At 67.8% G+C, this 22,791-nt stretch carries 13 protein-coding genes and 1 riboswitch; of the genes, 9 read left to right on the top strand and 4 right to left on the bottom strand.

The annotated features are described in order from the left end of the window. Positions 1–117: 117 nt before the first annotated feature. Positions 118–1,833, top strand: a complete 1,716-nt coding sequence (locus OID54_RS01100; RefSeq protein WP_443055505.1) for a BCCT family transporter — start codon at positions 118–120, stop codon at positions 1,831–1,833. Between the two features lie 105 nt (positions 1,834–1,938). Here OID54_RS01100 and OID54_RS01105 read toward each other — a convergent pair whose 3' ends face one another. Further along, on the bottom strand, positions 1,939–3,411 hold the full coding sequence (locus tag OID54_RS01105) for a hypothetical protein (protein WP_329012489.1): 1,473 nt from the start codon (positions 3,409–3,411) through the stop codon (positions 1,939–1,941). A gap of 238 nt (positions 3,412–3,649) precedes the next feature. Between OID54_RS01105 and OID54_RS01110 the strand changes: the two genes are divergently transcribed. Next, complete coding sequence (locus OID54_RS01110; RefSeq protein WP_329012491.1) at positions 3,650–4,498, top strand: class I SAM-dependent methyltransferase; 849 nt, start codon at positions 3,650–3,652, stop codon at positions 4,496–4,498. A 197-nt stretch (positions 4,499–4,695) separates the two neighbouring features. Here OID54_RS01110 and OID54_RS01115 read toward each other — a convergent pair whose 3' ends face one another. Further along, positions 4,696–5,988 carry an MFS transporter gene (locus OID54_RS01115; protein ID WP_329012493.1) on the bottom strand — a complete coding sequence of 431 codons (1,293 nt, stop codon included), beginning with the start codon at positions 5,986–5,988 and terminating at the stop codon, positions 4,696–4,698. Positions 5,989–6,082: 94 nt separating this feature from the next. Here OID54_RS01115 and OID54_RS01120 point away from each other — a divergent pair, with 94 nt between their 5' ends. Continuing rightward, a complete protein-coding gene (locus OID54_RS01120; protein WP_329012495.1) occupies positions 6,083–6,571 on the top strand; it encodes a winged helix-turn-helix transcriptional regulator in 489 nt (162 codons plus the stop codon). A 196-nt stretch (positions 6,572–6,767) separates the two neighbouring features. On the opposite strand, the gene metE is transcribed toward OID54_RS01120, so the two are convergent. Further along, positions 6,768–9,089 carry a 5-methyltetrahydropteroyltriglutamate--homocysteine S-methyltransferase gene (gene metE / locus OID54_RS01125; RefSeq protein ID WP_329012498.1) on the bottom strand — a complete coding sequence of 774 codons (2,322 nt, stop codon included), beginning with the start codon at positions 9,087–9,089 and terminating at the stop codon, positions 6,768–6,770. Positions 9,090–9,277: 188 nt separating this feature from the next. Continuing rightward, a riboswitch (cobalamin riboswitch) is annotated at positions 9,278–9,502 on the bottom strand. A 590-nt stretch (positions 9,503–10,092) separates the two neighbouring features. On the opposite strand from metE, the gene OID54_RS01130 reads away from it, so the two are divergent. From OID54_RS01130 to OID54_RS01150, 5 genes are all read left to right on the top strand, one after another. Beyond that, positions 10,093–11,157, top strand: coding sequence for a hypothetical protein (locus OID54_RS01130; RefSeq protein ID WP_329012501.1), 1,065 nt, complete (start codon positions 10,093–10,095; stop codon positions 11,155–11,157). A gap of 279 nt (positions 11,158–11,436) precedes the next feature. Then, on the top strand, positions 11,437–12,576 hold the full coding sequence (locus tag OID54_RS01135; RefSeq protein ID WP_329012504.1) for a peptidoglycan-binding domain-containing protein: 1,140 nt from the start codon (positions 11,437–11,439) through the stop codon (positions 12,574–12,576). A 179-nt stretch (positions 12,577–12,755) separates the two neighbouring features. After that, on the top strand, positions 12,756–18,044 hold the full coding sequence (locus tag OID54_RS01140) for a hypothetical protein (protein ID WP_329012508.1): 5,289 nt from the start codon (positions 12,756–12,758) through the stop codon (positions 18,042–18,044). Further along, complete coding sequence (locus OID54_RS01145) at positions 18,041–21,151, top strand: hypothetical protein (RefSeq protein ID WP_329012510.1); 3,111 nt, start codon at positions 18,041–18,043, stop codon at positions 21,149–21,151. The genes OID54_RS01140 and OID54_RS01145 overlap by 4 nt, the downstream gene beginning before the upstream one ends. 497 nt (positions 21,152–21,648) lie before the next feature. Beyond that, complete coding sequence (locus OID54_RS01150) at positions 21,649–22,092, top strand: hypothetical protein (RefSeq protein ID WP_329012513.1); 444 nt, start codon at positions 21,649–21,651, stop codon at positions 22,090–22,092. A gap of 50 nt (positions 22,093–22,142) precedes the next feature. On the opposite strand, the gene OID54_RS01155 is transcribed toward OID54_RS01150, so the two are convergent. After that, complete coding sequence (locus tag OID54_RS01155) at positions 22,143–22,562, bottom strand: ester cyclase (RefSeq protein ID WP_329012516.1); 420 nt, start codon at positions 22,560–22,562, stop codon at positions 22,143–22,145. A 73-nt stretch (positions 22,563–22,635) separates the two neighbouring features. On the opposite strand from OID54_RS01155, the gene OID54_RS01160 reads away from it, so the two are divergent. After that, on the top strand, positions 22,636–22,764 hold the full coding sequence (locus tag OID54_RS01160) for a hypothetical protein (protein WP_329012519.1): 129 nt from the start codon (positions 22,636–22,638) through the stop codon (positions 22,762–22,764). Positions 22,765–22,791 lie beyond the last annotated feature (27 nt).

Here is a 22,791-nt window from a genome sequence, read left to right on the forward strand (position 1 = left end):
AGCTCGGAGGCGGCCGACCGGTGGACCTGGCTGGGGATCGCCGTCAGAAAGCGCACAAGCGGGGGCGATCGGCGTGCCACGCTGCATGGCGTCTCAATCCCCACCATAGTGACCCCGGTGAGCACTGAACGGATCGAAGAGTCAGGGCGGCCCGAGGGGCCGGAGGAACCTCACAACCCCACCGGCCAGGACACTTCCCCCGACGTCGTGGTCGTGGGAGTCGGCATCGCGGTCCTCCTTGCCGTCGTCGCCTGGGCTGCCATCGGCAAGGAGTCCTTCGACAGCGTGTCCGGCTCCGCCTTGGACTGGGTGCTGAACAACTTCGCCTGGCTGTTCGTGATCGCGGCGGATGCCTTCCTCGTCCTGTGCGTCCTGCTCGCCTTCTCCCGCTACGGCCGGATCAGGCTCGGAGCCGACGACAGCGAACCGGAGTTCACCAACCTCGCATGGATCGCCATGATGTTCAGCGCGGGCATGGGCATCGGACTGATGTTCTACGGTGTCGGTGAACCCCTCACGCACTATCTGGCACCGCCCCCGGGCAGCGGGGTGGCGCCCCGCACCGGCGCAGCGGCGGGAACAGCGCTGGAGTACTCGTTCTTCCACTGGACCCTCACCCCGTGGGCGATCTACGGGATCGCCGGCCTCGCGCTCGCCTACGCAGGCTTCCGCAAAGGCCGCAGCAACCGACTCAGTGCGGTGTTCGTGCCACTGATCGGGGAACGCAAGGCGAATGGCTGGCCCGGCCGGCTGATCGACCTGCTGGCGGTGTTCGCCACCGTGTTCGGGACCGCCACAAGCCTCGGAGTGGGGACCCTCCAGGTCGCGAAGGGCCTCAACCTCACCGTCGGTGTGGAGGGCTCGACGACGGCACAACTGCTCATCGTGGTCTTCCTGTCCGCGGCCTTCGTGATCTCCGCGTTCACCGGATTGCACAGGGGTGTGAAATGGCTGAGCACCATGAACATCGTCCTGGCGGCATGCCTGATGCTCTTCGTGTTCGTGCTGGGGCCAACCGTTTACATCTTGGACGCGATCCCGGCGAGCGTCGGCGGCTACTTCAGCAATCTGGTCACGATGGCGACCAGGACCGGCGCCTTCACGGACAGCGCGTGGCTGGGCTCCTGGACGATCTTCTACTGGGCTTGGTGGCTGTCCTGGGCGCCCTTCGTGGGAACGTTCATCGCGCGGATCTCCCGAGGCCGGAGCATCCGGGAGTTCCTGATCGGAGTGCTGCTCGTCCCGAGCGGGGCCACCGTCGTCTGGTTCTGTGTGTTGGGTGGCACCGGCATTCGGCTGGACTCGACCGGCAAGGTCGACATGGCGGCGAAGCTCAAAGAGGGCGAGGAGGCATCGCTGTTCGCGATGCTGGACGCGCTGCCGCTGGGATCGGTCACCTCCTGGTTGGCGATGCTGATGGTGATGACGTACTTCGTCACCAGCGCGGACTCCGCGTCGCTGGTGATGGGGTCACTCACCAGTAGGGGCGCCCTGAACCCGCAGACATGGCTGGTGGTCGTCTGGGGCGTGCTGATGGCAGCAGTGGCCGCGGTGCTGCTGGTGGCCGGCGGGCTGAGCTCGCTCCAGACGGCGACGATCCTGGTGGCGCTGCCATTCGTGGTGGTCATGCTGCTGCTGTGCTGGGCACTGCTGCGGGAGTTGCGAGCGGACCCCGGCGCCGGCCCCGCACGCGGTCAGGCACTGCACGGCGTACGCGACGCCGTGCGGGCGATGGTCGGCGAGGCGATCTCCGAGGCGGGCCCGGATCGGCACCATCGACTACGCAGGATCGCCCGGTCCCGCAGCCAGGAGAATCCCGAGAACGACGAGTGACTCACCCGCAGACAGTGCGCAGACCGAATGTCGATGCCCACCTATCCCGCCACCCCCGTACCACCACAACAACCGGGAGAGGCACACTACGCAACGACTTGGCGACTAGAGTCCCGCCCGGGTCAGCAGCCAATCCATGCGCTCGACGGGAAGGAACGGGGAGGCACCGGCGGCCTCCGCGACATGCTCCGAGGAGTCGGCGAGAAGGCGGAGCAGCGATGGGAGCGAGAGGTTGGGGTGGGCTGCGACCGCGCGGCGGACGCGGAAATCAGGGTCGGATGCCAGCTTCTCGGCGAGTTCCGACGGCAGATCCGGATCGCGAGGTGCGAAGGAGCGGAGGCGAGGCTCAGGGTCGGTGGCGAAGCGACGTAGAGATGCCGGCGGGAACGTCAACACCTGCGCCTTGTCCCACCAGAACGTGAACTTGTCCCGACGGCGGTAGCGGCGCTCGATGCTCTCGGCGGTCGCGGGATCGACTAGGTGCGGGGCGGTGTGTGCCATGGTGAGGCGGACCATCTCCTCCTCATCGTCGAGCAGTCGGGCCACCGCGTGGGCGGGAAGGGCCTTGCTGGCAGCCGCTGAGACTCGGAAGCTGACGTAGGGCGAGTCGATGTGCCGCAACGGATCGGCCGCGACCCATGGCAGGCGCAGGGTCCGTAGTTCCATGGTTGCGAAGGAATTCTCATACCACTGCAGGACTGCCTCGTCGTCGGCGTCAAGGCTCGGATCCTCCATCGACCTCGAAAGCTCGTGAACCGAGGCGTGGATCTGTGCGCGTGCGTGCTCCGGGGTGTCCTGCCGAGCGAAGATCTTTACCCGGACGCCCAAGGACGGATCGACGGCGAGGACCTCGCGAACCGACGGCGGCAAGTCGGGATGCCGGGCGAGCTCAGCGCGCACGTCACTGTCCGGATCCTCGACAAGCCGCTGGAGAGTGTCCGCGTCGAGAACGGTGTGCATCACCGCGCCCGCCCGGGTCACAGGATCCGCCAACAGCGCCGGCAGCAGGTCCGGGGGCGGTATCGGATGCGGCCGACGCGCGAAGTAGGTCGAACAGGCCGCGGCGCGGACCTCGTCCTCCGGGTCGGTCAGCAGAATGCGGCGGACCGCTTCCGGTGCTTGCGGCCAGTACTTCGCCAGCGCGGCGCGGATCCCTGGGTCGGAGTCGGCAGCAAGGCGGGCCCGAAGGTCGGACGGTGTGTGATCGCCCCGGGCCAGGTACTCGCGGACCCGTAGATCGGGATCGTCGATGAGCTGCTCCAGCATCTCCCTCGGTGCACTCGCGGCGCAGACAACGAGCGCGGAGCGCACCGCACTGTCCCGATGGGCGGCCAAGCGGATGCGGAACCGGTCCGGTAGTCGGTCGTTGAGCGCCAGACTGTGTAGGAGCCAGTGGTCGTCGATCGCGATGATCTCCGTGACCATGGCATCGGTAAGATCCGGACGCCTCGCCGCCTTCCCCTGACCTCGTCGCCATGCGAACAGTCGCCGGATCATGGGCGCCGGCAAGGCAGAGTTGATCGCCAACCCGTCCATCACCTTGTCGAGGTGGATCGGCGTCAGGGCTTCGGTGTCCATGCGGCCAGAATGCCAGGCGGTCGCCCTGCGGGTCGGGGAAGCCGCAGAGTTCGCGGCGGTGGCGTCGTTGTGCCGAGCCCACGGGCACATCGGACCGGCCCTCGCAGCCTCCCCCTGAGCCAGCCGCCAGGGTGCCCGTCGTCCAGTAGCCAGTGGTCCGGCGCGTATCCCGTGGCCGCGTTGTTGCTTCAGAGGAAATCGCATTGCAGACTGCTGTCCCTCCGCCCATCGTAGGGACATGGCGCACAACAAGCAGAGCGCGGCTGCCCGAGTACCCACGCTCGCCAAGGAGATCACCGCGTACTACGAGAGGGGCGAGGAGGACGGCCGTCTGCGGTCAGGTGCCGGTCGTCTGGAGTTCTGGCGCACACAGGATGTCCTCCGCAGGCTCTTGCCGCCCCCTGCGGCACAACTCCTGGACGTGGGAGGCGGCAGCGGAATTCACGCCCAATGGCTCGCGGCAGACGGCTACCTCGTGGAGCTGATTGATCCGATGCCGTTGCATGTCGAGCAGGCGGCACAACTGCGGGGTGTCACAGCACGCATCGGCGATGCCCGAGCCCTGGATGTGTCCGGTGAGTCCGTGGACGTCGTTCTGCTCCTCGGTCCTCTCTACCACCTGACACAACACGAAGACAGGGTCCGAGCACTTACCGAGGCACACCGCGTACTCCGTCCCGGTGGGGTGGTCTTCGCCACGACGATCAATCGATTCGCTGCTCTCCACGGCACCCTTCACGAGGGCCTCTACTTCGCTCCCGACCGGCGACCGCATATCGAAGCCTCGACTCAAAGGGGACTGCTGAATCCTCCGGAAGGAGATACGTCCATGTTCACCACGGCCTACCTCCACGAACCCTCACAGGTCCTCACCGAGTTCACGGCGGCCGGACTCATCCCAAGGGGCCAGTACGGCCTGGAAGGTGCCGCGTGGCTCATGGGAGACATCTCCTCACGGCTGGATGATCCTGAGCAACGCGAACTGGTCTTGCGGGCCATGCGTCTCACCGAATCCGTGCCGTCGCTGCTCGGTGTCAGTGGCCATCTCCTCACGGCCGGCAGCAAGCCCATGGACCCGCGGCACTGATCGATCCCGATTCCACGAGAACGAAGCCCTGCTGTCGACACGCCACCGCTGGGCGCAAGGGGCACGTTGCGAGCGTCCCGCGGCACGGTTCCATCGGCGCTCCTCCATCCCTGAAGGCAGACCCGGTTAGCGCACCGGCTTTCTGACACCTTCCCTTGGGCTTGATCCGGCTGCGCGCCGCCGCCCCCGGGTCTTGCTCATCCGTCGGTCGATGTACCGACAGCTAGGGAATGGCCTCCGTCGGTGGCCTGCGTGGTGGGGTCCGGGATGCTGTGTCGTGTGAGCGCCCAGAGCGCAAACGCGACACAGCTGATTGCGGCACCCAGTGCGCAAACAGCGCCCCAGCCGGCCGCGGTGTAGAGGGAGGTCGCGGCGATGGCGCCGGTGGCACTGCCGATCGAGTAGAAGACCATGTATCCCCCGATCAGCCGACTCCCCGCGTCCGGGTGCAGCGCATAGATCAGGGTCTGGTTGGTGACATGGACAGCCTGCACCGCGAGATCGAGGAGGATCACGCCGACGATGAGGGCACAGAGCGAGCTGCGGGTGAAGGCCAACGGCAGCCACGAGACGGCGAGCAGGGCCAGGGCGACGCCGGTGGTCCGCTGGGAGAGTCCGCGGTCGTTCAGACGGCCCGCCATGATGGCGGCCAGGGCACCTACGGCTCCGACCAGCCCCAATGCCCCGATCGCGGTGTGGGAAAAGGTGTATGGGGGCTCGCTGAGCGGCAGCGTGATGCTGCTCCACAGCGTGCTGAAGGCTGCGAAGATCAGCAGGCCGAGCAGGGCCCGGATTCGCAGGAGTCGTTCCCGGGCGAAGAGCGTGATCGTCGAGCGCAGGAGCTGTCCGTAGCGCAGGGTTGCCAGCGGGACACTGTTGTGACGCGGCAGCACTCGGTGCAGGACCAGGGCGAGCAGAGCCGTGAGCCCCGCTGAGGCGAGGTAGACGGAGCGCCAGCCCGCGAGGTCGGCCAGAAAGCCGGATGCGGTGCGGGCGAGCAGGATCCCCATGACCACGCCGCTGGTCACCAGGCCGACGACACGTCCGCGTCGGGCGGGAGCAGCCAGTGAGGCCGCAAAGGCCACCAGGGTCTGCGTGACCACCGCGAGAAGCCCCATCGTGGCCATGCCCGCGAGCAGGATCGTCGCGGTGTGGGCGGTGGCAACCGCTGCGAGCGCCAGCACCAGAAGGAGCAGTTGGGCCAGGATGAGCCGTCTGCGGTTCACCACATCGCCCAGCGGTACGAGGAAGAAGAGTCCCAGTCCGTATCCGACGTGCGTAAGGGTAACGACGCTGCCGACAAGTGCAGGGCTCATGGCGAGGTCGTGGCCCACGGTCACCAGGAGCGGCTGGGAGAAGTAGACGTTGGCCACCGCGGCTCCGCAGGCGACGGCGAATAGGACGACGACGCCGCGTGACAGGACGAACGCAGGGCCTCCGCCGCTCCGGGCCGCGGCCCGTGGTGTCACCACCTCAGCGTTGCTGAGCATGCAGCACTCTCCCCACTTGGTTTCATCTTGCTACCAATAGTGACCGTAGCTTTCTTGGTAGCATGTTGCAACTAGTGTGAAAGTGGAGGACGACATGGTGGCAAGGACGCGCTTCGACGACAGCGACTGTCCCGTCGCGCGGTCAGTGGACGCGATCGGTGACTGGTGGTCCCTCTTGATCGTGCGAGACGCCTTCGACGGGAGCCGCCGCTTCGGGGAGTTCCAGCGCAGCCTCGGCGTGGCGAAGAACATCCTCACCGCGCGCCTGCGCGCCCTGGTCGCCGGCGGTGTCCTCGAATCCGTCCCCGCCTCGGACGGCAGCGCCTACCGCGAGTACGTACTGACCCCGAAGGGTGAAGCCCTCTTCCCTGTCATCGTGGCACTGCGACAGTGGGGCGAACAGAACTTCTTCGCACCCGGCGAACAGCACTCACACCTGGTCGACCGTCGGCAGGGGCGTCGTCTTCGCACACTGGAGGTCCGCTCGGCGGACGGGCGACGACTCGCCCCCGACGACACCATCGTCCACAAGGTCTCCCCCACTGATCCGAGCCGGATCGCCAGTGCGGACTCGCCGCTCTGACGATCATTCCCAGACCGGGTAGCCATGTGCCATCAGCCAACAGCGCGCACGGAAGGCTCGTTCTCCTGCGAACCGGGCTGGGGGTCGAGGTGGTCAACGCGACCGCGAGTTGTTCGGAAGGTCCGTCGTGTTGACCCGAACCGCGCGCCTGGGGCCGAGGGCTGGAAAGCGCGTTCCAGCCCCCGGCCCTGTGAGGTCAGGCGCCTCCGGTCAGTTCCGTGCGGACCTCGCGGGCGGCGGAGACCAGGTTCTCCAGCGATGCCTTGGTCTCGGGCCAGCCGCGGGTCTTCAGTCCGCAGTCGGGGTTGACCCACAGGCGCTCGGCCGGGATGGCCTCAAGCCCCTTGCGCAGCAACGTCGCAGCCTCTGCGGCGCTGGGCACGCGCGGGGAGTGGATGTCGTACACCCCGGGTCCGGCTTCGCGGGGGTAGCCGTGGGTGGCGAGTTCGCGAGCGACCTGCATATGGGAGCGGGCGGCTTCCAGGCTGATGACGTCGGCGTCGAGGTCGTCGATGGCCTGGACGATGTCGCCGAACTCGGCGTAGCACATATGGGTGTGGATCTGGGTGTCAGGCCGTACGCCGCTGGTGGTGAGGCGGAAGGACTCGGTGGCCCACTCCAGGTAGTCGGCATGGTCGGCGGTGCGCAGCGGGAGTGTTTCGCGCAGTGCGGGTTCGTCGACCTGGATGACGGAGGTGCCTGCGGCTTCGAGGTCGTTGACTTCGTCGCGGAGGGCGAGGGCGACTTGGCGGGCGGTGTCGCCGAGGGGTTGGTCGTCGCGGACGAAGGACCAGGCGAGCATGGTGACCGGGCCGGTGAGCATTCCCTTGACGGGTCGTTCGGTCAGGGACTGGGCGTAGGAGGTCCAGCGGACCGTCATCGGTGCGGGGCGGGAGATGTCTCCGGCCAGGACGGGCGGCCGGACGTAGCGGGTGCCGTAGGACTGGACCCAGCCGTGTTGGGTGGCGAGGTAGCCGGTGAGCTGCTCGGCGAAGTACTGGACCATGTCGTTGCGTTCGGCCTCGCCGTGGACGAGGACGTCGATGCCGGCCTTCTCCTGGAAGGCGAGGACGTCACGGATCTCGTCTTTGATGCGCTCTTCGTAGCCGGCGGTGTCGATGCGCCCGGCGCGAAGATCGGCACGGGCGGTGCGCAGTTCGTTGGTCTGGGGGAACGATCCGATGGTGGTGGTCGGCAGCAGGGGCAGCTGAAGGTGTGCGCGCTGCGCGATGGTTCGTTCGGCGTAGGGCTGGGAGCGGCGGCCGTCGGTGTCGGTGATGGCGGCGGTACGGGCGCGGACGGCGGGGCTGTGGGTGAGGGCGGAGTTGGTGCGGGAGGCGAGATCGGCCCGGTTGGCGGCGAGTTCGGCCGTGATGGCGTCGGTGCCCTGGGCGAGTCCCTTGGCGAGGGTGACGATCTCGGTGGTCTTCTGTCGGGCGAAGGCGAGCCAGCGGACGATCTGTGGGTCGATGTCACCTTCCGCGTCGGCGTCCAGCGGGACGTGGAGCAGGGAGCAGGAGGCTGCCACGTCGACGTGGTCCGCGAGGCCGAGGAGGGTGCCGAGGGTGGCGAGGGACTTCTCGTAGTCGTTGATCCAGATGTTGCGGCCGTTGACCACTCCGGCGACCAGGCGCTTGCCGCGGAGTCCGCCGGCGGCGGCGAGGTCGTCGAGGTTGCCTGCGGCCCGCTCGGTGAAGTCGAGTGCGAGGCCGTCGACGGGCGCCTTGGCGAGGACGGAGAGCGCCTGCCCGAGGCGGTCGAAGTAGGAGGCGACCAGCAGCTTGGGCCGGTCGGTGAGTGCGCCGAGATCACGGTAGGCGCGGGCGGCGGCGTTCAGGTCAGCCGGGGTGCGGTCCTGGACGAGGGCGGGTTCGTCGAGTTGCACCCATTCCGCGCCGGCCGCACGCAGGTCGGCGAGGACCTCCGCATAGACGGGCAACAGCCGATCCAGCAGGGTCAGCGGTTCGAAGTCGGTGGCGACCCCGGGCGCGGGCTTGGCCAGGAGGAGGTAGGTGATGGGTCCGACGAGGACCGGCCGGGCGTTGAGGCCGAGTGACTGGGCTTCCTTCAGCTCGGCCACCTGCTTGGTGGAGTCGGCCGTGAAGACGGTGTCGGGGCCGAGTTCGGGGACCAGGTAGTGGTAGTTGGTGTCGAACCACTTGGTCATTTCCAGTGGTGCAACGTCCTGGGTGCCGCGTGCCATGGCGAAGTAGCCGTCGAGTGGGTCCGCCGTGACGGCGTCCCGGTGGCGGGCGGGGACCGCACCGACCATGACGCTGGTGTCCAGCACATGGTCGTAGTAGGAGAAGTCGCCGGTCGGTACTTCGTGGACGCCGGCGTCGGACAATTGCTGCCAGTTCGCCCGACGAAGACCAGCCGCCGTTTCCTGGAGGGCGTCGGCGGTGACGCGGCCCTTCCAGTAGCCCTCGATGGCCTTCTTCAGTTCCCGATTGGGCCCCTGGCGGGGGTAGCCGTACACGGTGGCTCGTGCTGCCGCGGCTGCGGACTGCGCTGTCACAGAACTCTCCTTCGCGAGATGTCTCCTGCAATCCCGGGACGGGATGAGAACGCGAAGGGGTGACAGACCCGGCGGACCAAAGGTGCGCACTGCGCGCGGTGGTCCACCTGATACGCACTCCCCTCAGACTATGTCTGAGGGTGCCCACAACCCGCCCACGAGGTCACCGGGATACCGCGTACGAGTGGGTCGTACGCGGACAGCGGGCAGGTCTTCGGACTCGTGGGCACGCCTACCGGTCTCCCGGCGGGCACCTATTGGCCGTCGCTTCCCAGAACCGTTGCCCGGATCCAGTGCGTATGACGGCGGTCGTTCCCACTCACCGCTGCGGGGCAGTCCCGGATTCCCACCGGGTTCCCTCTTACGACGCGCCTACCTGGAGGGCAGAGCGAACCAGCTGCACCCGCCACCTTAGAGGGATCAGTCGGCGTCGGACAGTAGCGCCCACATTCCGGACGGTGATATGAGACACGGATGGAGCAGGGTGGAAACGGCCCGACCTGCCCGGAGCCGTGCGCCAGCTCGCTTCCCCCGCGGTTTCCCGCGATGGCCACCGCCACCCGAGCAACAAGTCGACCGGATGGACCAACCGAAGGGGTCCCGTCGGATGAACTCTTCACCGAGTCCACCGCTTGGCCCTGGAATCGCGAGGAGGCCGGCGACGAGATCGATCGCCCGCTTCGACAGCGCGGGGCGGAACTGTTGGACGACATCCTGAGGGCGCTGGGCAAGCTGATTTCTTGTCCCAGATTCATCAACTCTCGCCGATTTCCCCTGGCGTGGCGGCCGGAACGATTGACGCAGGCTCCAGGTCCGAGAGGCGAATCACCATCGCCTATGGGAAAATGGGCGCAGGAGGTTGCGATGATTCCATCGCGAGTGAACTGAACTCCCTCACCGCGAGGCTTCCCTGTCCAGTCAATGGTGGTGGGAACGATCGCGTCTCCATCGTCTGCACGATCTTCCCTTGCGCCCCGTCTTCGTTCGAGACGGGAGGACTCATATGTCTCTGTTCACCGGCGCCTACGCGAACCCGCTGGCATCGACCGCCCAACCGGCGATGCAGTCCGTCCTGAATGCCACTCGACAGACGCTGTCACTCGCGGGGGCTCCCAACGTCAACAATATGGCCCTGATCGTTGTTGCGCTCACAGGATTCCAGGGCACACTCGATCATCCCTGGGCGGCCCTCCGAGAGCAGGAGGAGCACTACTCGGGCAGCCTGCTGAAGATCGCCGCGATGTATGCGGCATTCGACCTGCGGGCGAGTGCCGACCAAGTGGCATCCTCCGGAGGCGGTTTGACCACCTGGCCCCAGATCGACGCAGCGCTCAAAGCGCAGTTCAATCCGGAAATCACTGCCCACACGCCTTCGCTGATCAACGGCTCCACAGTGCTGAAGCCGGAGGACAAGAGCAGGAGGCCCGACTACTCGGCCGTTCTCACACTCGGCACGGGTCCAGACTTCATCGTGGACTTCACTCAGACACAGAAGGACGCGTTCGAAGACATGATGGTGTTCCAGAACAACCCTGGCGCCACGACGACGATCCATGGTCTGGGATACCCGTACCTCGACGGCAAGATCGCCGATGACGGGTTCTTCGATGGAGCATCCAAGGGGGTGTGGCTAGCCGGCGACTACGCCCAGATTTGGCGGGCCGCGCGCATTCCCTGCATCAACGACCTGGACACCGCTCAGGGCACCACGGTATGGCATCTGGCGAAGTTGATGACCCTTCTGGCAGACGACAAGCTCGTCGGATCTCTGAGCAGTGGGGAAATGAAGGACCTGATGGCACGGGCCGGGAACTTCTTCCACCAGACCACCCCACCGATCTGGCCCACGAACGGGCGTTTCATCGCCAGCCACGGAAAGGTAGGCATAGGACCACTGAAATCCAACAAACAGGTCTTCTCGGAAGCTCTCATTGTCCGTGACACTCTGCGCGAGCTGGAGTTTATTGTCGTTTGGCAGAATGTGATTCAAGACGGGCAAACACAGAGGAAGTTGTTCGAACCGGTCGCGACGATGGCAGAAGCCGTGATGAATTCCTTCGTGCCCTGACAGTGACTGTCGAAGGATGCAGTTCCGGAACTGCTGGTGGTTGTGTTGCCGAGTATCCGGCGCCAGGCCCGCAAGCAGGCCCGAGCGCTACTCGGTGTGAGTCGGTCCGATGGCTGAGAAGAAGGCCCAACTCAGTGCCCCAGCACCACTGGGACGAACGTCGGGCGCCCGGGACACGCGATTCGACGTCGCCGAAAGATGGGATACCAGGGAGGAATCGTGACGCCAACGACCCACGTATTCTTGGGAAAGAACTGCGACGGAGGTGTCAGTTCGGCGATGCAACTCAGGCTAGTGGCCGCCGAAGCAGGTTTGACCGCCATCTACAGCATTTCTGGGTTTCCCGGCACGATCACCGAGTGGGCGGGGCTCCGCCAGAACCACGGCGCGGCGCATCCAGGTGGCCAGCACACGACCGGGGACGCAATTGACGTCAACTACGAGTCCAACCCGTACATCGTTGTCCGCACACCCACCTCAGCCGGCGAGGTCGTCTACGGCGGCGAGGCGCCATCCACATCAGCCCCGCCCGCCTCCGCCTTGCGGATGATGCGACTACGCGCAACTGTGGTGTTCGACCGGGCCGTGGCGTTTCTCACGAGTTCGTCTTCGGTGGCGAGCATAGGCGCCAGGGCTCCTGGAGAGCCGACCACAAGTGTCTTCCAGCGTTTCGGGGTCGCGTCGAACGCGTTGAGCCGCTACCTGCAACTCGTGTTCAAGCCCACCGTACCGACTACGTTCGTTCCACCGCCGCGCCTCATCCGCACTCCGGTCGCCAATGCGTTCAGCGCCTCCAAGGCGACCCTCCTCGCAGGGATTTCCGCAGCGGAGCGATGGCCGGACGCCGTGGCTGCCTCGAACATCTCCGCCGCCCTCTCCGACCCGGCCTTCGGGGCGAACCATCCCGGCTGGAGCACCGACGTCGATTTCTGGTTCACCCAGATCCTCCGCGACTACGAGGTGGCCCGTATCCCCCTGCAGTTCGGTCCTGTGGCACTGGCACCGACCAGCACCCGGAATCCGGCGAATGGCTTTCTCGACCTCCGGCACGAATTGGTGCTCGCTCTGGCGAGCGACCCACCCTTGCCGACCATGCGCTGGGGCGTCTGCGACTTCGGCTCCGCCGAAAGCGGCGACGTCATGCACTTCGACCTGGCAGCCCGCCTACCTTCAGGTTCGGCCGGCCCCATACCGCCAGATGCTCGTATCGACGTCTACAACACCACGGGCATCCAACAAGCCCTTGGATCACTGGGCTTCGACGCCGGTACCGTCAACGGCGTTCCAGGCCCCCAGACCGCAACCGCCATCAATGCCTTCCGCGCCAGCCGCACCCCGCCGATGCCAGTCGGCGGCGTCGACCAGAATCTGCGCGACGCAATCACACTGGCTCTGATGCACGCGGCCATTCCTTCATAGTTCACTGCCGGCCATTCCTTCATAGTTCGCTGCCGGTCGGGCACAACGTTCACCGGCCAGTCGAAGGCCATGGTCGTAAGAACATGGCTCAAGGAGTCGTGATCAGCGGAACGCCACCGATACGGGGCGATCCCACCGTCAGCTCTTTCGCTGCTCAACACCGCGAAGAAGAAATGCTCATGGCCACTCCGATGCTCAGCTTCCTCAAGCCCCTCCTCTCGGGTGCGTACGACCGCATCGTCTTTCCGTCCGCCGTACAGGAGCTCCTTGAAGACCTCGCGACGGATCTGCCACTGCCGGCCGGGCCCGCCGCCGGCCCGTTCTCGGGACAGCTCAAGGCGACGTTTCACCATTCAATCGGCGGCTTCGCCCAGCTCTCCATCGACCCGGCAGGCCCGGCGGTTCCCTTTTCCCTCCGGCTGACCGGACCGGCAGCCGCGCCCACCGGCTTTCAGCTCGACCTCACACCGGCCAGCGGGCTGCTGAAACTGCCCGCTGCATGCGGCCCGGCCACGGTCCAGCTCGACACCGCCACCGGCGAACGCCGAATCGTCGCAGCGCCGGCCGTCGACAGGGTCGCTCTCACTCTCAACGGCACCGATCCGCTGGCCGTGCGGATCGAGGGCAGTGCAGGGCAGGCCGCGCGGCAGGGCATTGTCGCTTTCGACGCCGCCGGGCAAGGGATGCTGACGGTCGGCACCACACCGGCCGCCTTCCTGCTGGGCGGCCAGGGTTTCGGGCTCCATCTTCCGAGCGGGCTCACGGTCGATTCGTCGGCAGCACTGGCACCCCCACCGATCGCTGCTGGCACCGGCGGGGCCGGCCGGCCGCCGCCGTCCGCGACGCCGGCCTGGCAGGGTATCGCCATCCACGGGGCGGAACTCTTCCTGCCCAAGACGACCCCGCTCGTCGGAGCGGGGCCGATCCCGGTCGATCTCGATCTCGGCATGCCGGTCGGCCTCTACGGACGGACCGATGTCCACATCTCGGCCGACGGGGCACGCCCTGCTTTCGACGCCACCGTGGTCTGGGACGACCCCGGTGCCAGCTCGCTCGCATCCGGACTGCCGACCATGATCGAGCTCCGAACCACATGGAGTCCGGACAAGGCCCCAGGACCGCCGCAGATCGGCACGATCGAGCTGCTCGGTGGCCGCCCGCTGCGCGTGACCGGCCGCTTCACCCGCAGGTCCGGCACGAGCGACTTCGACTTCGGCCTCGTCGTGGAGGCCGGCGGCGACCAGGGGCTGCTCTCCGTGAAGGCGCAGGACGCACCCGGCAAGGTCGTCGTCACCGCCGCGGCCCTCGCCACCGCCTTTATGGCCGACGCCGCCGAACCGGCGCCGCAGCAGACTGCGTACGACGGCTTCGGCGCGACACTGCACATGCTGCTCGTGGCAGCCGCGGGACTCAGCGCCTTCCTCGACGACGGCACGGTCACCGTCCACGCCGTCGAAGTGGACTCCGGCTTTGCGCCCGCCGGAACCAAACTCTCCCTCCGGGTCGACTACAGCGTCGACGTCCAGGTGAGGACCATCGACCTCGGATTCATGAGCATCGGTATGAAGCCGACGGTTCCCATGCGTCTGCGCTATCGCAATGTCCGACTCCTCGTCGACTTCGCCCAGTCGGGACTTGAGCGCTTCCACCTCTCCTACGGCGAGGCCGATGTGGACGTCGAGGACCCCGGGGGCTGGCAGGTCGAATCGCGTCGAACCCTCAAGAACCTCTTCGACGTGCTAGGGAGCCGCTCCGGCCACGGCTCACAATGGTTCGAGATCGACCTCCGTTTCGCCCTCGACCTCGGTCCGGTCAAGGTCAGCGGGGCGGTCATCCGCGTGACTCTCGGGCCGAGTGGCGCCCTCCGTCCCGAGCTGCGCGGGTTGGACGCCTCCCTGGAGATGCCGGGGCTGTTCGAGGGCGAGGGCAAGGCATCGCTCGGCGCGGGCCAACTGGACCTGGCCTTGGCCGCCAAGATCGTTCCTCTCAACGTCGCCGCAGCCGCCGGGCTCACGTACAAGCCCTGCGACTCGGGCGTCAACCAACTAGTCCTCTCGCTGCGGACCGACCTGCCGGGACCGATCCCGCTGGCCAACAGTGGACTTGGCCTCTACGGGCTCGGCGGTGTCTTCGGCGTCCACGCCGAACTGCCCCGCCCTGGCCCGAACGACGACCCCGTCCTATTCCAGCTCGGGCTCGACCCGTTCGAGACCAGCGCCTACACCTGCGCCGACGGCAGCGTGTTCGGCCTCGGCGTGGTCGTCGGCACTGCCCCCGACCTCGGCTTCACCTTCAGCTCCCAGGGCGTCCTGGTGATCGGACTTCCGGACGTCGCCGTACGGGCGAGCCTCCAGGGCCGTTTTCTGTCGCCCCGGGTGCAGATGACCGAGGACTTGGGGCCGCCGGCCGCGGGCGGCAGCCTCGTCGGCGCGCTCGCCATCGACGACCAAGGCGTCACGGCTGCGCTCCGCGCCCACTACGAAGTGCCGGTCCTCTTCACCATCGACGCACCCTTCGGCGCACGGTTCCCCGCCAAGGGCCGCGCTTGGTACGTCCGGCTCGGCTCGGACAACGTGCTCAACCGCGGGCCCGGCCCCCTGCAGGTACGAGTGCTGCCGGACTTCCTCGATGTCGGTGCCCGGGCGTTCCTGATGGTCGAAGGCGACGGCATCCCACAGCTCGGCGGGGACTCCACGCTCTCTCCGACCGGGTTCTCGCTCGGCTTCGGCGCCGGGTTCACCGCCCGGTACGGCATCCCGCTCATCCATGTCGACGTCAGCGCGTCCGTCCTGCTGGCCCTCGGCACCCGACCGCTGCTGCTCGCTGGCGCCGGACACCTGTCCGGCAGCCTGCACCTGGGGCCGGTCTCCATCGGCGCCAGCGCGGACGTGGCCTTCCAGATCGCCCCAGACCTCGGTGACAGGTGGCTCCAGTTCAAGGTCTGCGGCGAGGTCGACCTCTTCTTCTTCAGCCTGCAGGGCTGTGTCACCGTCGAGCTCGGCGAGAAGAGCAGCACGATCCCCGAACCGGCCGACTGGCCACTCGAATCGGTCGCCCTCGCCGACCACCGCTATACCAAGACAGCCGACGCCGTCCGATCCGAGACCCGGCCGCCGGCGAGTTCCCTGCCGATCGTGTGGCCGGACGCCATTCCCCTCCTGCAATTCACCAATGGCCCGGCAGGCAGCCTCCAGCCGGGCCCGTTCACCGACCGGCTGCCCTGGAACGCCACGGAGATCGGGGACGGTGTCGTCGGCAACGACCGGGTGAGCCACACGTACACGCTGACCTCGCTCAACCTGACCGCGATTGACCCTGCCACGGGAGCCGAGACACCGGTCGTCGGGCCGCTCGACGCCGCCTGGCAGGACATCAAGGCCGGGGCACCCGGCCAACGGGGCGCCCGCGAACTGGCACTGCTCACCTGGGAGACGGCCCTGTGGACCCGCAAACTAGTCGACGGCGGCGCCCACGACCCGAACAACCCCGCCCAGAAGATCGCACACCGCTGCCGTACGCGGTACACGGCCGATCCTGGGTGGATGCTCGGCGGACTGGGCAGCCGGCCCGGTCCAGGAAGCCCCTGGAGACTGCCGACTGAGCCCGCGTCCGGCGCCTTCGCGTCCGTGTTCGACGCTGTGGTCGAAGCCACCTGGGGCCAGCTCCCCGTTGACGATCCCACCATCGGCCTGTTCCCGTACACCTTCCCGCTGCGGCTCGGCACACCCGTCGCCCTCGGCGCGCCGCTCGACGCGCTCGGGCGCGGTTTCACGGGCGCCTTCACCCTTCCGCATGTGGAAGGGCTGCCGCTCGACATCGACCCGGACGAGGTTGCTCCCGGGATCGGCGAGATGTGGTTCGACGTCGTCCTCGCCTTCTCCGAGGAACTGCGCGATCCGTGCCTCGGCCTGCAACTGCCTGTCTGGCCCGACGGATTCGCAGACCGGATGGAGGTCCGTCTGATCAGGCCCGACGGTGCGTCCACTCCGTTCCCGGCCATGGGCGACGAGCCGGGCATCGGTGACACGTTCGTCCGCCGCTACGAACGCGATGACGGGGTCTACCGGGGAATCGTCCTGAGGTACCACCCGGCACTCGCTCCGCAGGTACTCGGCCTCCGGGCCGTCACCGAGAAGTCCTGGGACTCCGCCGTCGCCGCCACTTCAGCGACCCAGCAGTCGGGCGGCGTCGCGGCGACGAAGGCGGCAGCCGTCACGCCACGGCCGATGTTGCGGCCTGGCACCGTCTACCGCGTGGACATCGGCCTCGACGGCCTGGGCCGCCGCGAGGGCAAGGACGGAAACGTGGTCCATCACACGGACCGCTACTGGTTCCGCACCGCCGATATGTCAGGGCCCGCCCCCAGCAACAACACGCAGTACCTGCAGGGCAGCACGCCCGCCGTGGCCGAGGCCCACTACGACTCCTTCGTCGCCGCCACCACGATCCACCACAAGACGGACCGCTTCGACCCGGTGTACCTGGAGCGCTATCTGCTCTCCTGGACGCCCGGCGACAAGACCAGCAACTGGTTCCTCGGCGACCCCGTCGGGGTCCAGTTGGAGGTCGACCACGTTCCCGATCTCGCAGCCGTCTACGACCACGACACGCTCGTCCGTGTCCGCCGTACGGACCCGACGAAGGGTCGACCCGACCCGTTTGAGGAACAGACGTTCCCCGCGGCGCATCACCTGTGGCAGGCCGTCGTCTCCAAGGCACAGCCAACAGCCGATCTACTGCTCCAGGAAGAGACGGCTACGTCCGGGGCCTGCCCCTATCCAAAGCCGGGCGCCACGCTCGGCGGCAGACCCAAGCTCCAGCCGCAGTGCGCATACGAACTCTCCCTCGCCTTCCCATTCCTCGACTCCGGCAGCTCCGGGAACTCGGGCGGCGCGGCGATCCGCGGCGGGATCTTCAGCACCTCCCGTTACAGCGGCCCCGCCGCGCTCCTGACGGACCTCGGATTCGCCCAGGGTGGCGCCGGCGGCGCCGGACTCGCCGGTGATCTGCAGGCCACACGGATCACGATGCCCGCCGGGGAGACCATCGCGGACGGCGGCCTCGAACAAGCCCTGGCCCGCCTCGGGATCGGCCGGCTCACACCCGCCCGCGCAGGACGCACGAGTGCGCTGTGGACAGATAAGGGAGGCACCTGGACCCTCCACGGCGTACTGCTGGAGGCACCCGAACCGATCCACCGGACCGACTCCCTTGGCATCGTCGGCTACAGCGGCCGGCTGCGCGTGAACAGCCTGCGCTGTGGCTCCCATGCCTTCACCACCGTGATCCGCAGCAGCTCCGGGGACCGAATCCTCTTCCTCACGGACAGCCCCTTCGCACCGACCGCCCCGCTCGTCCTGTCCGTGACCGTGCAGGACGTGCCCCTGGAGGTCGCCACGGTTGCGAAGACGGCCGATGTCACCTGCCCCGTACCGTCCACGCCCGCCTTTGCGAGGGACCTGCCATGAGTACCCCCATCGCCCCTCCCGCACTGTTGCAGGCAAGCGCCCTCGCCGGACGCGACTCGACCTGGCTGGCCGAGGGCTTCCATCTGCGAGTGAAGGTCAGCCCATGGCTCGGCTTCCCGCTGCACCCCTTCGCCGCCTGGCGGCTGTCCCCCGGCAAGACGGAGCGGATGCGGATCGAGTGGCGTGACGCCAATGGACATCGTCTGTCCACCCCCTTCCACTTGGAGGACGCCGAGGGGCAGGCCGAGGGATGCCTCTTCGGCTCCCCCGCCGACGACCCATACATCTGGGCCGAGGTCTTCGTGCCCGACGACCGAGGGCTGCGGCTGGATCTGCTGGACGCGAACCTAACGGCGGGCAGCGGCAACCGTGTCCTCGCCACCCGGACCGCGGAGCCGTACCGCTTCGGTCACACCCCCGTCGTCCGACTGAGGGCGACCGGTCGGGGAACCATCGGCGAGACGATCGGGATACGGCAGTCGTACGTCTACCTGTCCGAACTCGGTGAGCCCGACCTGATCTTCGGGCTGCCGATCAAGCTGCGGGAACACTGGTACGCCGAGGATCCGAGGATCCACCCGCTCGACGCCGCCCAGGACCGTGTCCAGTCGGGCGTTCCGCCCCGGCTCGGCCCGCCGGACGAACTCGGGCCAGACGCCCCCACCGGCGGAATCGACCCGGTCGCGGAGACTCAGCGGATCATGGAGCGGATCGGGCCCGACTTCGTCGACCCATGGCTCACCAGCGGCTGGGGCGACCCTGCCACCGCACCGGCCGTCGCCGCCTTCAGCGACACGTTCACCCTGGCGGACGGCCGGACCGGCCGGGCCACGGCCCCCGTGACACCATCGCTCCTGACGATGGCCGTGGACCCGCAGATCGCCCGCTATCTCGGGCTCGCGACCCTCGTGCCGTACGACTCCACGGGTTCGGTCGACGAGTGCAACATCTGGCTCATCGCGGCCCGCTGGGCCGTGCAGCGGCACCGCATCGTCCACGCGCCGGGCAGCCCGTTCGGCTTCCCGGTCACGTTGGAGGATGTCCTGGGTCCTTCGCCTTCGCTGCCCGGCGGCCTCGACCACACCCTCGACGACTGCTTCCCCGATGCGCCCGGCATCATCGCCGACCTCCCTTACCGGCAGGGCGGCGAGTCCGGTCCCTGGAGCTGCCGGACACTGCTCGCACTCGCGGTCGCCGCGGGCAACGCACAACCGGACCCGCCCGCCCCCTTCCCACTCGCCGCCGATCCCCCTGGCACCTGGAACTCGCACGCCGACCCGCAACACCCGGGCCCCGAGACCTGGCGGCAGACGGTCTCCCTCGGCGACGAGCCGGCCCGCGGCATGGTCGGCTTCGCCCGGACGGCACCGGGGAAGCCTGTAGCCCTGCACCGCTTCGAACCGCCACCCGGGCAGGACCACGTCAGCCGAGCCATGCCGCTCGTACCGAACTGGGCGGGCAACAACCGCCGAGTCGTTGAGGACGGCGCCGTGCCCGTGGACGCGGACGGCGCGAGCTGGCGGGTCTGGAGTGCGGACGAGTTCGGCCAGTGGTCCCATCACCTCGACGTTGGCGCCTACGACCTCTCCGCACCGCTGCCAGCACGGCCGGCGCCACCTCCGCCCGTGCTGGAGGGCACCTTCGACGCGGCGCCGGACGACGGTACGAGTGGATCGCGCGTTCCCGGCACGCTCCGACTCCGCTGCACCGTACCGGGTCCCGGGCACACCGCCCCCGGCAGCGCGCCCATCGCCGAACTACGGGTCGAGGTCGACGGGGTCGCACTCCCGCCGCGGCCGGTCGTCCAGGACCAGAAGGTGCTCGTCGAGGCCCAGCCCCAGGCATTCACGGTCGGACAGCAGCGGGCGGTGCCGATCACCGCCTGGTTCGTCAATACGGCAGGCGCCTCGTCCGACGAGGCCACGACCCACGTCCTTGCCCACGACGCCCGGGCGCCGCAGGCCGTGCCCACCTCCCCCGTCGTCATCTGGACCGGGCGTCCGGACTCCACCGGCATGGCCGAACTGTCGCTGCGCTGGCCGCCACGCACCGGCGCCGCCCGCTACCGGGTCTACCTCGGTGACGCACGCCGCCTCGCCGGCTCACTCAAGCCAGCCCTCACCCTGCCCACCAGTCCCGTCAGGGCCGCGCAGGCATCACCGTTGCATGCCGCCCGCGGACGCCTCACCGACAAGGGGGTGTTCACCTTCCTCGGCGAAATCGGGGGTACCGCGGACGCCGACGGCCTGATCCACTTCTCCACCCGTCTCCCCGGAGGACTACGCAGCATCCAGTTCATCCGCATTGTTCCGCTCACCGCGGGCGGCGCCGAGCCTGCGTTCGCCGCCTGCGGTCTCGTACCCGTCGCGGTCCCCAGCGCCGACCGGCCGCCCCCGCCCCTGGTGGACGCCACGACGACGCCCGACGGCGGACTCACCCTGACCGTACGCGCCCAAGGTCTGCGGCCTGAGCCACTCACCACGGGGGCGGGCAAGGCGCCCGAGTTCCGGATCCGTCATACCCGTACGGGCGCCGACCGTCACTTCGCCCCGGTGTCGACGAGCGGGAAACTCAAGCTGCCGAGCGGTGGCGGGCCATGGACGGAGACTTTGGCGGTCCCGGCGAGTCGACTCAGCCCCTTCGTCAACACCGACTGGTACGCCGAGGTGCGCTACCCGGCCGAACCTCCCCTGCCACCCGGCACAACCGCCGAACTTGTCGACGGCGGCGTGGAACCCGTCTGGGGTGCGATCGGGGACGAATCAGAAGGGATGTGGAGCGAACCCTCACTGCCGGCCGGTTCCCTGCTCGTCCCCTCCCTCCCCCCAGCGGCTCCGGCTGCTCCGGTACTCACCACGGCTGCCGACGGCTCGGTCAACCTTGCCCTGAGCGGCCTGCCGACGGCGCATCCTGCTTCGAGTACGCCGTATCGACTGGAGATCTACCGGAGCACGCCCGGCAGCGCTCCGCAGGAACGCGCGGTCCTCCCCGTCGGAACTGCCGCCCTCTCGTGGAAGGACCCCGCCCCCGTCCCGGCGGGCGCGCGCTACGACCTGGTCGTCGTGGACCCGCTCGGTCGGCGCAGTCCGGCCGCCCGGTCCGCCTGATGAGCGGGACGGACAGTGTCCCTTCCCCGCAGATCCCCTCGACGAGGGGAGTCACGCACGCCGCTGGTTCCTGGGCCAGGACGTACTCCTGCGCGACGACAGCACGAGCCTTCTGGTCCGCGGCCGGACGGCAGAGGACCTCGACGGTGTTCGGGACCTCATTCCGGGCGACTGACTCAACGACGATCGGTGACCGTGCCTGAGTTGGCGAGGGTCTCCACACGGACGCCCCGTCCGCGCCGCCCCCAACCACCGCCGCGCCGAAAGGCGGCAGCGAGCTGCCTTCATTGCCGACAGCGGGCAGGCAGGGCGTGGCAGGTGTGCCGACATCAACACGCGATATCAAGCCGTCCTCCCATTTACCCTGTTCAGAGAGACGGACACGAAGCGCGGTCCACACATGAGATGTGGCACGTCACTCGACACAGACTGAAACGGGGGCGGAGAAATTGCACGGCACACCCAACGCGGGAACCTCCCATGTGTACCAGCGGAACATGGCCCCTCGCACCCTGCGACCCCGCACGGCCCTGCTGATGTCGCTGGTACTCGCGCTGCTGCTGGGCGCGCTGGCCATACTGGTGATGTTTCCCGCGGCCCAACACCTCCGCTCGTTCCAGGACGGCGAACGGGTGTCCGCGACGCTGCACAGGGACGGCTCGTGCATGGCCGGCAACTGCCAGGTCAAGTTCGAGGTCGACGGACAGCCAGTAGTGGCAGACCTGCCGGTGGGCAGCGGCGGCGGCAAGAGCTCTGTCGGCGACCGGATGATCGTCCGGTACCAGGCCGACGACCTACAGTCGGCCGCCCGTGAAGACGATGTAGAGGGCGGCGGAGCAGCCGTGTTGGCACTGATGTCGAGTGGGGCCGCCGTGTTCTTCCTGGTGCTGTCGGTCGTAGGGGTGGTCTACGGAAGTCGGCAACGGCACCAAGGGCCTTGACACCCCATACGCAAGCGATAGCTGGTGTCGCGTCTCCGTGCCTGTTGTCATCAGGTGGAGGGCGGTGGAGCGCCGAGTTGTTCCAGAGCACCTTGGTGGTCCCAGTTGAACCATGCCTCGTCGATCTTTGGGCCCTGAAACCTCAAGGTGACCTGGCCGGATACCTCAAAGGTCCTGCCGGATGGAGGGATTCCCTGGTACTCACCGATATGGCGACCGCGCACGGTGAACCGCGCGCACAACAGATCCACTTCGGCCACCATGCTCTCCGCGGTGTGCCTCAGTTCGAAGGCCGCGAGCAATTCCTGGTAGATCTGCGCGGCCTCCTCTCGATCCACTGTCTCCTGGGGCATGGCCGGGTCGTGCTCCAGATAGGCCGCGGTACACAGGTGGGTGTAGGCGGTCTCACGGTTCCGGTCGTCTGTCTCTTCCAGGAAGTGGCTGGCCACGGCCTTGTTGCGCTGTTCCATGCCCGGGTTCATACCCGGGCATGGAACAGCCACGCCGACGCGCAAGAGTGACGTCTCGCAGACACCTGAAGAGATGGCGAGGTTCACCACGGTGCTCGGCCTACAGGTGCGAGAGCGCGCCGGCCACGATCTCGATCGTCTGGCCACGGCGATCGATCTCGTGATCCGCACCCTGGGGCCGACGTCGATAGAACCCCACTGAAGCGAACGTCGAGCGCATCCGCTAGAC

The sequence above is a fragment of the Streptomyces sp. NBC_00690 genome (assembly GCF_036226685.1).
Taxonomy (GTDB): Bacteria; Actinomycetota; Actinomycetes; order Streptomycetales; family Streptomycetaceae; genus Streptomyces.